The following is an 8,826-nucleotide window of genomic DNA, read 5'->3' on the forward strand; positions in this document are numbered from 1 at the left end:
GCTCCGCAAAGGGTCTTCAACGCAATTGATAGGAGGGGTCGTCGGTCCCGCGCCGTCCGCGCAGCAGGCTGGCCGGCGCCCAGGAGGCCGGGGCGGCGTCCAACCGGTCCGTGTCGATGATCACCAGCCGCCGGATGATCCGCCATTCCCCGGCCCGTCGTTCCAACCGGTCGACATAGCGCGCCAGCGCCGTCAGGTCGGCGGCCGCCTGCCCGTCGCGCGCCGGGCAACGGTGGTAAGAGAAGACGTAATGCTCCGCCCAGGCCTGGTCGCCATCGACCATGACCAGCTGGTTGCCGGTGAAATGGCTGGTGCCGGTGAAGAAGGGCACACCCTGCCTGGCCCAGGCGATGAAGCCTTCGACATCGCCGACATAATCGCCGTGATCGTCAATGGCATCGGGATGGAAGCAGGACCGGACCAGATCCCAGTCCAGCCGGTCGACGCCCCGGCAATAGCGCAGATGCACGTCGCGGATTTCCGCTTCGTCGATCAGTTCCTGAACGGATTTTCCCATGTTCGCTTGTCGCCTCCCTGGATCGGCTGCCTCCGCATAGGAAGGCCGCCCCGATCGCCCGATTGTTGTTTGAAGGCGCGATGCCATGCCCGCCGGACGGACACCGGTGCTAAGGCTGGCAATGACGCCATTATTTTTGATTTTATACGGACAAATTACGCCCATCCGGTCGGCACCATAATCACAAGCCGACGGAAAGGCAAGAGTGCCGTAATATGTCCGTATATATTTATCCATATGGGTGAGCCCACAACCCGACGTTCAACAATGTTTCAATGACAGGCGAGCCGCCAGATCACCTCTTGTTCATTAGATAGAACGCCAAAATGCGCCCTCCCAAGGCGGTCACCACAAAAGGGACCATTCATCGAATAAATAAGTTGCACGGACAAATTTTTCCAATTAACATGGGTATCGTCATACAGACGGCACGGTCGACCCTCCATATTCTGGATCGGCCTTATTGTCCGCATATGTTGATCATCCAATCCAACATCATCAGGCCAAAACCGGGGAAATCCGGCCAAGGCCGGGGAACGGCCGGGCACATCGCCGACAAGAGCCGTGGATTGGCCCGGAGGGAGGAGAAGACGGGAATGAGTGTCTATGTCATCGCATTGCGGGAAGATCCCGTGCATGACGCGGCCGAGATGGCGGAGTACGGGCGCAAGGCGCGGGAGACCGGGGATTTCAAACAGAAGCCCCTGGCCATCTACGGCACCCTGGACAGTTTGGAGGGAAGGCCGGCGGACGGCGTCGCCATCCTGGAATTCCCCACGGCCGATGATGCCCGCAACTGGTATTTCAGCGAGGCCTACCAGGATGCCGCCCAGCATCGGCACAAGGCCGCCAATTACCGGATCATGATGGTCGAAGGGTTGGCCCTTTAATCAAGCCTTCCGCCGGAACCGTCGGTTCACGCCGCAGATCGCCAGGATTTGCGCGGATCGCACCGCCATGCCCGCACGTCTGTCCAAACGCAAAACCAAAATAAAACATCTGGGAGGTTTCGATGCGTGTCCCCAAGGGGCGTCTTTCCATCCATGCCTTGTCCGTCCGCCTGCTGTCCGGCTGCGCCGTCGCCGGCCTGCTGCTGCCAGCACCCGCCGGGGCTCAGGACAACAAGCCGGCGGTGGAGCTGGAGGAGATCGTGGTCACCGCCCAACGCCGGGCGGAGCGGCTGGAGGATGTGCCCCAGGCCGTCGTCGCCCTGACCGTCGATGTGCTGGAACGCGCTGACGTGGTGAATATCCATGAGCTGGGCCGCATCGCGCCGGGCGTGCAGATCAATTATGGCGGCCTGTCGTCACAGCCCTCGATCCGCGGCGTCTCCTCGCTGACCAACGGTACCGGCAACGAGAATAATGTCGCCATCTATGTCGACGGCTTCTATGTGCCCGACAATACCTCCATCAATGCCGACCTGGCCAATCTGGAAAGCATCCAGGTGCTGAAGGGGCCGCAGGGCACGCTCTATGGCCGCAACGCCACGGGCGGCGCCATCCTGATCAACACGCTCTCCCCCTCCGATATTTTCACCGGCAAGGCGGAGATCGGCTATGGCCGCTTCAACGAACGCCGGTTCAGCGGTTTCGCGTCCGGCCCGTTGAGCGACGGCGCCCGGCTGATGGTGGCCGTGGCCAGCCGCGACAGCGACGGCCATATCAAGCTGACCGACCCCGCCAATGTGCGGCGCACCCGTGGCGACGCCGCGCCGCTGGAACAGCGCTCCCTGCGCTCCAAGCTGGAGATTGACCTGGGCGAGGATCTGCAGGCCACGCTGGCCTATAATTACGCCTCCTCCGCCGATGCCACGGGCGTGCTGTTCACGCCTTTCGCCTATGTCCCCGCCTTCCTGCCCGGCGGCAACCTGCGCGCCACGGAGTTCGGCACCGCATCCTATAATTACGGCTCCACCACCAGCAGCCGGACCCATGAAGGGACGGTGAAGCTGGAATGGGCCACGCCCATCGGCGCGCTGACCGCCTACACCGGTTATGCCGACCGGCATCATGAGGTGGATTATGATTTCGACGGTTCCTATGCCGACCTGACCTATGGCTCATCCCCGGCCGACCAGCGCACCTTCCAGCAGGCGGTGGATTTCGTCGTCGATGCCATTGACGGGGTCGATCTGGTCGTCGGCGGCCTTTATCTGAAGGACAAGCTGACCCAGCCGGCCGGCCTGGGCCAGCAGATTTTCGGGGCTGGCATGGTGGCCACCTCGCGGGTCTATCGCCCGCTGAAAACCGAAGCCATCGCAATCTATGCCGATGCCAATGTCCATCTGACCGACCGGCTCAGCCTGGGGCTCGGTGGGCGCTACAGCCATGATGAACGCTTCGTGTCGCAGTTGATCACCAACGGCACGGGCACGGTGCTGGTCCCCTATTTCGAGGATGAGGCCAATTTCAGCCGCTTCACTCCGCGCGCCACGCTGCGTTATGAGGTGGCGCCGCGCAGTAATATCTATGCGTCATATTCCAAAGGCTTCCGCAGCGGTTCGTTCAACGGCGCGCAGGCCGCATCGGCCGCCCTGAACCTGCCCATCAAGCCGGAGGATATCGCCGCCTATGAAGTCGGCTTCAAGACGGCGCAGTCCCTGTTCCGGTTCGAGGCGGCGGGCTTCTATTACGATTACAAGAACCTGAATGTCTCGCTGACCGTGCCCAATCCTTCCTGCGCCGGCCAGCCGGTGTGCAGCCCCATCACCGTGGTCGGCAATGCGCCCAAGGCGGAGATTTACGGCATCGACGGGCAGGTCACCTTCATGCCCGTCGATCAGTTGAATATCAGCCTGGGTGCCGCCTGGCTGCATGCCCGCTACGGCCATTTCCCCAACGCCATCGGCGTGGGCATCAACGCCGCCGGCACCGGCAATGTCTCCGGCCAGGCCCAGGACTGGTCGGGCCAGCAGATGTCGCGCGCCCCGGATTTCTCCGGCCAGGTGAATGTCGATTACACGGTACCGCTGTGGCAGGGCGACCTGCGCCTGGCCGGCAACCTGGCCTATTCCACCGGCTATGCCATCAGCAACCCGTCGCTCTATGGCCCGCTGGCACCAGTGGAGCTGCGCGACAAGCAGCGTTTCCGCCAGGGTTCCACCCTGATCCTCAACACCGATATCACCTGGACCGATCCCAGCGGCCAATACTGGATCACGCTGTACACCAAGAACCTGACCAACGAGTCCTACCGGCTGACCTATAATGGCGGCTCCTTCGGCGATTACAGCGCCAAGGCCGCCCCCGTCAGCTACGGCGCCAAGGTTGGGTACCGCTTCTAAGCGGTACCCCTCTGCCCGATCGACGGAGGTAAGAATGGCCGGCATCAAGATCGACGGCTTGCACATCGAATATGAATTGCTGGGGCCACGGGACGCCCCCGCCATCGCCCTGACGCCTGGCGGGCGCTTTGCCAAGGATTCGCCGGGTGTCGGCGAACTTGCCGCCACCCTGGCGGCCGGGGGACGGCAGGTGCTGCTGTGGGACCGGCCCAATTGCGGCCAGTCCGACATCAGCTTCGACGGACCGTCGGAATCCGGGTTGCAGGGCCGCATCCTGTCGGAACTGATCGGTGCGCTTGGTCTCGGCCCCACGGTGCTGGCCGCCGGCTCCGCCGGGTCGCGCGTGTCGCTGATCGCGGCGGCGCATGCGCCCGACCGCATCTCCCATCTCGTCCTCTGGTGGATCAGCGGCGGGCCGGTCGGGTTGATGCAACTGGCCTATTATTATTGCTGCGAGGCGGCCAATCTCGCCTCCATCGGCGGGATGGAGGCCGTGGCCAACGCCTCCTCCTGGGCGGAACAGATGCGCCGCAATCCACGGGCGCGCGCGACGATCCTGTCGCAGGAAGTCGGGCCCTTCATCGCCACGATGCAGAAATGGGCCCTGGCCTACCGCCCGCACGATGACAGCCCCGTGCCCGGCATGACGCCGGATGATTTCGCCCGTCTGTCCATGCCCATCCTGCTGATGCGCAACAGCATCAGCGATGTCAGCCACCCGCGTGAGACCAGCGACTGGGTCCACAGGCTGCTGCCGCATGCATCGATGATCGATCCGCCCTGGGGCGATGGCGAATGGAATGACCGCATGCGCGCGTTCGGCGCCGGCAAGGCCCCCGGCCTGTTCGTGAATTGGCCGTCGCTGGCCCCGGCCATCCTGGAATTCACCGCCCGAAACCAGGGAGAAGGCCGTTGACCACCCCCGCGAACACCGATGCGGACATGTCGCCGGGATGGGGCACCAGCGCCCTGATCCTGGCCGGCGGCCCCGCCGTGGCCCTGTCGATCTCCGGCATCACCGCCGCCCTGCCCCGCATCGAACAGGCGCTGGCCCATACCGATCAGGACCGCATGCTGGTCAAGATGCTGGTCGGCATTGTCGGTATCGCCGCCGTGGTCGGCCCGCCCTTGACCGGCCTCCTGTCTGACAGGATCGGGCTGAAGCGCGTGCTGGTCGGGCTTTATGCGCTGTTCACCCTGGCCGGCGTGGCGGGCATGTTCCTGAACGATCTGGCGGCTCTGGCCGCCGCCCGTTTCCTGTGCGGGCTGGCGGGTGCCGGTGCCGTCACTGCCAGCATCATCATCATCAACAAGCGCCTGGCCCCGGCCCGGCGGCCAGCCTGGTTCGGCGCCTATATCGCCGTGGCCTCCGTTGCGGCCATCATCGTGCAGCCCATTGCCGGGCTGCTGGCCGATGCCGGCTGGAACCGGGTCTTCGCCATCTATCTGTTCGGCCTGCCCGTCACCATCATCGCCCTGGCGGCCTTCACCGACAGACCCAAGGACAGGGCCGGACCGGTCGATGCGGGCAGACAGCAGGCGGAAATGCCGCTGCGGGCCTGGTTTCCCTGGCGCCATGCGCTGCTGGGCTTCCTGATGGGGGCCATCGTCTATCTGCCGCTGATCTATGTCCCCTTCCTGCTGCGCGACATGGGCGTGCAAAGCACCAGCGAGGTGGCGATGGTCCTGACGGTGGAGGCCGTGGCCACCGCCATTCTGGCCTTCCTCTATGGCTGGTCGCGCCGCTTCCTGTCGGAAAAGGCGGCCTTCGCACTGGCCTTCCTGGCCACCAGCCTGGGCAGCGCCGTGGCGGGCCTGGCACCCGACTATGCCGCCGTCATGGCCGGACTGGCCATTGCCGGGCTGGGGGTGGGCTGGTTCATGCCGAACCTGATGACGGCGCTGGGCAATAGCGTCGAACCGTACCAGCAGGGTCGCGCCGCCGGTTTCGTCAAGGCCACCAATTATCTGGCAACCCCCATCTGCGTGCTGGCGGCGGAACCGCTGTTCCGGCTGCACGGCGCCCGCGCCCCCGTCCTGGTGGCGGCCGGCGTCGCGGCCTGCCTGCTGCTGCTGGTGCTCTACCGGCTGCTGCGGCAGCGGACCATCACCGCCGAAGCCTGACGCTTCAAGAGCCATATCGACAATAGGGAGGAAGAAACCATGTCACCCATGCAGGTCCGGCCGCTGCGCGACGATCTTTCATTCGGCGCCCGCATCACCGGCGTGACGCACGCACTGCTGAAGGAAGCAGCCGTCCGGGCTGAGATCAACGCCACGTTCGAGGAACGCGGCATGATCGTGTTCGAGGAGATTGAGCCCAGCGGTCCGATGCAGGTGGCGCTCAGCGAAGTGTTCGGCCCGCTGAAGGAACATCCCGTCCCCACCGTGCCGCGCGCCGGCGGTGAATCCACGGCACCGGGCGTGATCGAGATCGCCCAGAAGCCCGGCAAGGGCAATATCGTGGAGATCGGGGGCACGCTCTACACATCCTGGCTGCCCTGGCATTTCGACCATTGCTACAATAACGAGCTGAACCGTGCCGGCGTGCTGCGCTGCGTCCAGGGCGTCAGTGCGGGCGGCGAAACCGGCTTCGCCGATGGGATCGAGCTGTATCACGCCCTGTCGCCCGATCTGCGGCAGCGCATCGAAGACCACAACATCATCTACACCCTGAATCTGGCCTTCGCCGAGATGCGCTTCGGCCTGCCCGAAGGCTTCCGCCATGTGCAGGCGCATGAGGCGCTGCAGAAGACCACGGAATATTCCAAGCAGTTGCCGCGCGCCATCCACCCGGCGGTCTGGACGCGGGCGGGCGGGGAGAAGGTGCTGCACATCTCCCCCTGGATGGCGGTGGGGATCGAGGGGCGGGAGGACGCGGAAGGCGACCAGCTGTTCGAAGCGGTCTGCCAGGAGATCCTGGCCAAGGTGAACCCCTATTTCCACAAGTGGAAACCCACCGACATGCTGATCTGGGACAATTGGCGGATGCTGCATTCGGTGACGGGACACAGTCCCGACGAAGGGCGCTGCATGCATCGCACCACCATCAAGGGCGATTACGGCCTGGGCTATTTCGAGGGCAATGCCACCGGCCACAAGATCCTGGAAATGACGGTCTGATGGCGGCCCCATGAGTGCCTTGAAAGGCAAGGTCGCCATCGTGACCGGGGCCAGCCGCGGCATGGGCAAGGGCATCGCCCTTGCCCTGGCGGACCAGGGGGCAACGGTCTATGTCACCGGCCGCACCATTACCCCCGGAACCCATCCCCTGCCCGGCACGGTGGGAGAGACCGCGACGGAAGTGGACCGCCGGGGTGGCAAGGGCATCGCGGTCCCCGTCGATCTTGGCGATGACCGGCAGATCGCCGCCCTTTTCGAGCGGATCGGCAAGGAGCAGGGCCGCCTGGACATCCTGGTCAACAATGCCATCTGGCTGCCCGACGACCTGACGGAACCGGGCGGCTTCTGGGAAAAGCCGCTGTCGCATTGGCAGATGATCGATATCGGCCTGCGATCCTATTACGTCGCGGCCTGGCATGCGGCGCGGATGATGGTGCCCAGGCGGTCGGGGCTGATCGTGTCGATCTCCGGCTATGTCGGCGTCACCTACACCTACGGCACCCTCTTCGGCACCTGCAAGGCGGGCGTGGACCGCATGGCCCGGGACATGGCCGTGGAACTGGCGCCGCACGATGTGGCGTCCATCTCCCTGTGGCAGGGCCTGACCTTCACCGAACGCGCCGAGGTCAATCTGCGCAAATATCCGGAGATGGCAGCGCAACTGGTCAGCGATGCCGGCAGTTCGGTGGAATTCCCCGGCCGGGTCATCGCCGCCTGCGCCACCGACCCTGCCATCATGGCCAGATCCGGCGGCACCTTCATCGCCGCGGAAATGGCGGCGGAATATGGGGTCACGGATGTCACCGGGCGGGTGCCAAGGTCGGTGCGGGCGCAGCGGGGCTCCCCCATCTGGGGACCGGTCGGGACCGGCTGCGATTGCGGAAACCACCGTGCGGGCCCAAATTATGACCTCTAATGAGCTGCCGCACCCCTGAAGCCGCTTTTTGTGTGACCCGGATTACGGGTGGTGGCGACGCTGGCACTTTGAAGGTAAGTGCTCGAAGAGATGAAATACCGGCCGCGTTGCTGACATGAATTTACCAAAAGTTGTGAAAAATAGCCGATAGGTTATATCCAATTGGACATTATACAGATGGGTATGGGTGTCGAGTTGTCACAGATCGTGATCTTAGATTACTCTTCAAATTGCCACTGAGGTTCGCCGGCATGGCAGTCAGCATATAGGGGTATGAAGGGGGATCAACATGATGTTCGGCTTTCTGAAGCAGCATGACGACAGCGGTCAAATCCTCACCGCCCTGGACAAGTCCCAGGCCGTGATCTCGTTCGATCCCGATGGCACGATCCTGGATGCCAATCAGAATTTCCTGGACGTCATGGGCTATTCGCTGGCGGAAGTCCGTGGGCAGCATCACGGCATGTTCGTGGAGCCGGCGGAACGCAACAGCACGGACTATGCCGCCTTCTGGCAGGCGCTGCGCCGGGGTGAGTATCAGGCCCGGCAGTTCAAGCGCCTCGGCAAGGGCGGCAAGACCGTCTGGATCGAAGCCTCCTACAACCCGATCCGGGGGGCGAACGGCCAGGTGGTGAAGGTGGTGAAATATGCGACGGACATCACGCAGAAAGCCCTGGAACACGCCAACCTGTCCGGTCAGGTCAGCGCCATCCGGAAATCCCAGGCCGTCATCGAATTCACGCTTGACGGCACGATCCTGTGGGCCAATGACAATTTCCTGAAAACCCTGGGCTATACCCTGGATGAGATCAAGGGCTGCCACCACAGCATGTTCGTGGAGCCGGTGGAGCGCAACGGTGCGGACTATGCCGCCTTCTGGCAGGCGCTGCGCCGGGGCGAATATCAGGCCCGGCAGTTCAAGCGCATCGGCAAGGGCGGCAAGGTGGTCTGGATCGAAGCCTCCTACAACCCGATCCTCGACCC

8 protein-coding genes are annotated in these 8,826 nt (G+C 63.9%); 7 read left to right on the top strand and 1 reads right to left on the bottom strand.

Translation table 11 applies throughout. The features are described 5' to 3' along the window. Positions 1–16 precede the first annotated feature (16 nt). Positions 17–517 (bottom strand): nuclear transport factor 2 family protein, encoded by a 501-nt coding sequence (locus AC1Q7F_RS06230; RefSeq protein ID WP_492504888.1) that lies wholly within the window; start codon positions 515–517, stop codon positions 17–19. A gap of 596 nt (positions 518–1,113) precedes the next feature. Between AC1Q7F_RS06230 and AC1Q7F_RS06235 the strand changes: the two genes are divergently transcribed. The 7 genes from AC1Q7F_RS06235 to AC1Q7F_RS06265 all read left to right on the top strand — a co-directional run. Then, positions 1,114–1,407, top strand: coding sequence for a DUF1330 domain-containing protein (locus AC1Q7F_RS06235; protein WP_492504890.1), 294 nt, complete (start codon positions 1,114–1,116; stop codon positions 1,405–1,407). A 122-nt stretch (positions 1,408–1,529) separates the two neighbouring features. Then, a complete protein-coding gene (locus AC1Q7F_RS06240) occupies positions 1,530–3,803 on the top strand; it encodes a TonB-dependent receptor (protein WP_492504892.1) in 2,274 nt (757 codons plus the stop codon). 34 nt (positions 3,804–3,837) lie between these two features. Next, positions 3,838–4,719 carry an alpha/beta fold hydrolase gene (locus tag AC1Q7F_RS06245; RefSeq protein ID WP_492504894.1) on the top strand — a complete coding sequence of 294 codons (882 nt, stop codon included), beginning with the start codon at positions 3,838–3,840 and terminating at the stop codon, positions 4,717–4,719. After that, positions 4,716–5,927: an MFS transporter gene (locus AC1Q7F_RS06250; RefSeq protein ID WP_492504895.1), complete on the top strand. Its 1,212-nt coding sequence runs from the start codon at positions 4,716–4,718 to the stop codon at positions 5,925–5,927. Before AC1Q7F_RS06245 ends, AC1Q7F_RS06250 begins: the two co-directional genes overlap by 4 nt. A 39-nt stretch (positions 5,928–5,966) precedes the next feature. Next, positions 5,967–6,926 (top strand): TauD/TfdA dioxygenase family protein, encoded by a 960-nt coding sequence (locus AC1Q7F_RS06255; protein ID WP_492504897.1) that lies wholly within the window; start codon positions 5,967–5,969, stop codon positions 6,924–6,926. Positions 6,927–6,936: 10 nt separating this feature from the next. Beyond that, positions 6,937–7,842 carry an SDR family NAD(P)-dependent oxidoreductase gene (locus tag AC1Q7F_RS06260; protein ID WP_492504899.1) on the top strand — a complete coding sequence of 302 codons (906 nt, stop codon included), beginning with the start codon at positions 6,937–6,939 and terminating at the stop codon, positions 7,840–7,842. A gap of 289 nt (positions 7,843–8,131) precedes the next feature. Continuing rightward, positions 8,132–8,826 (top strand): PAS domain-containing protein (locus AC1Q7F_RS06265; RefSeq protein WP_492504901.1); only part of this gene is annotated, 695 nt, incomplete at its 3' end.

This window comes from Niveispirillum sp. GW835-FHT14G11 (genome assembly GCF_058793615.1).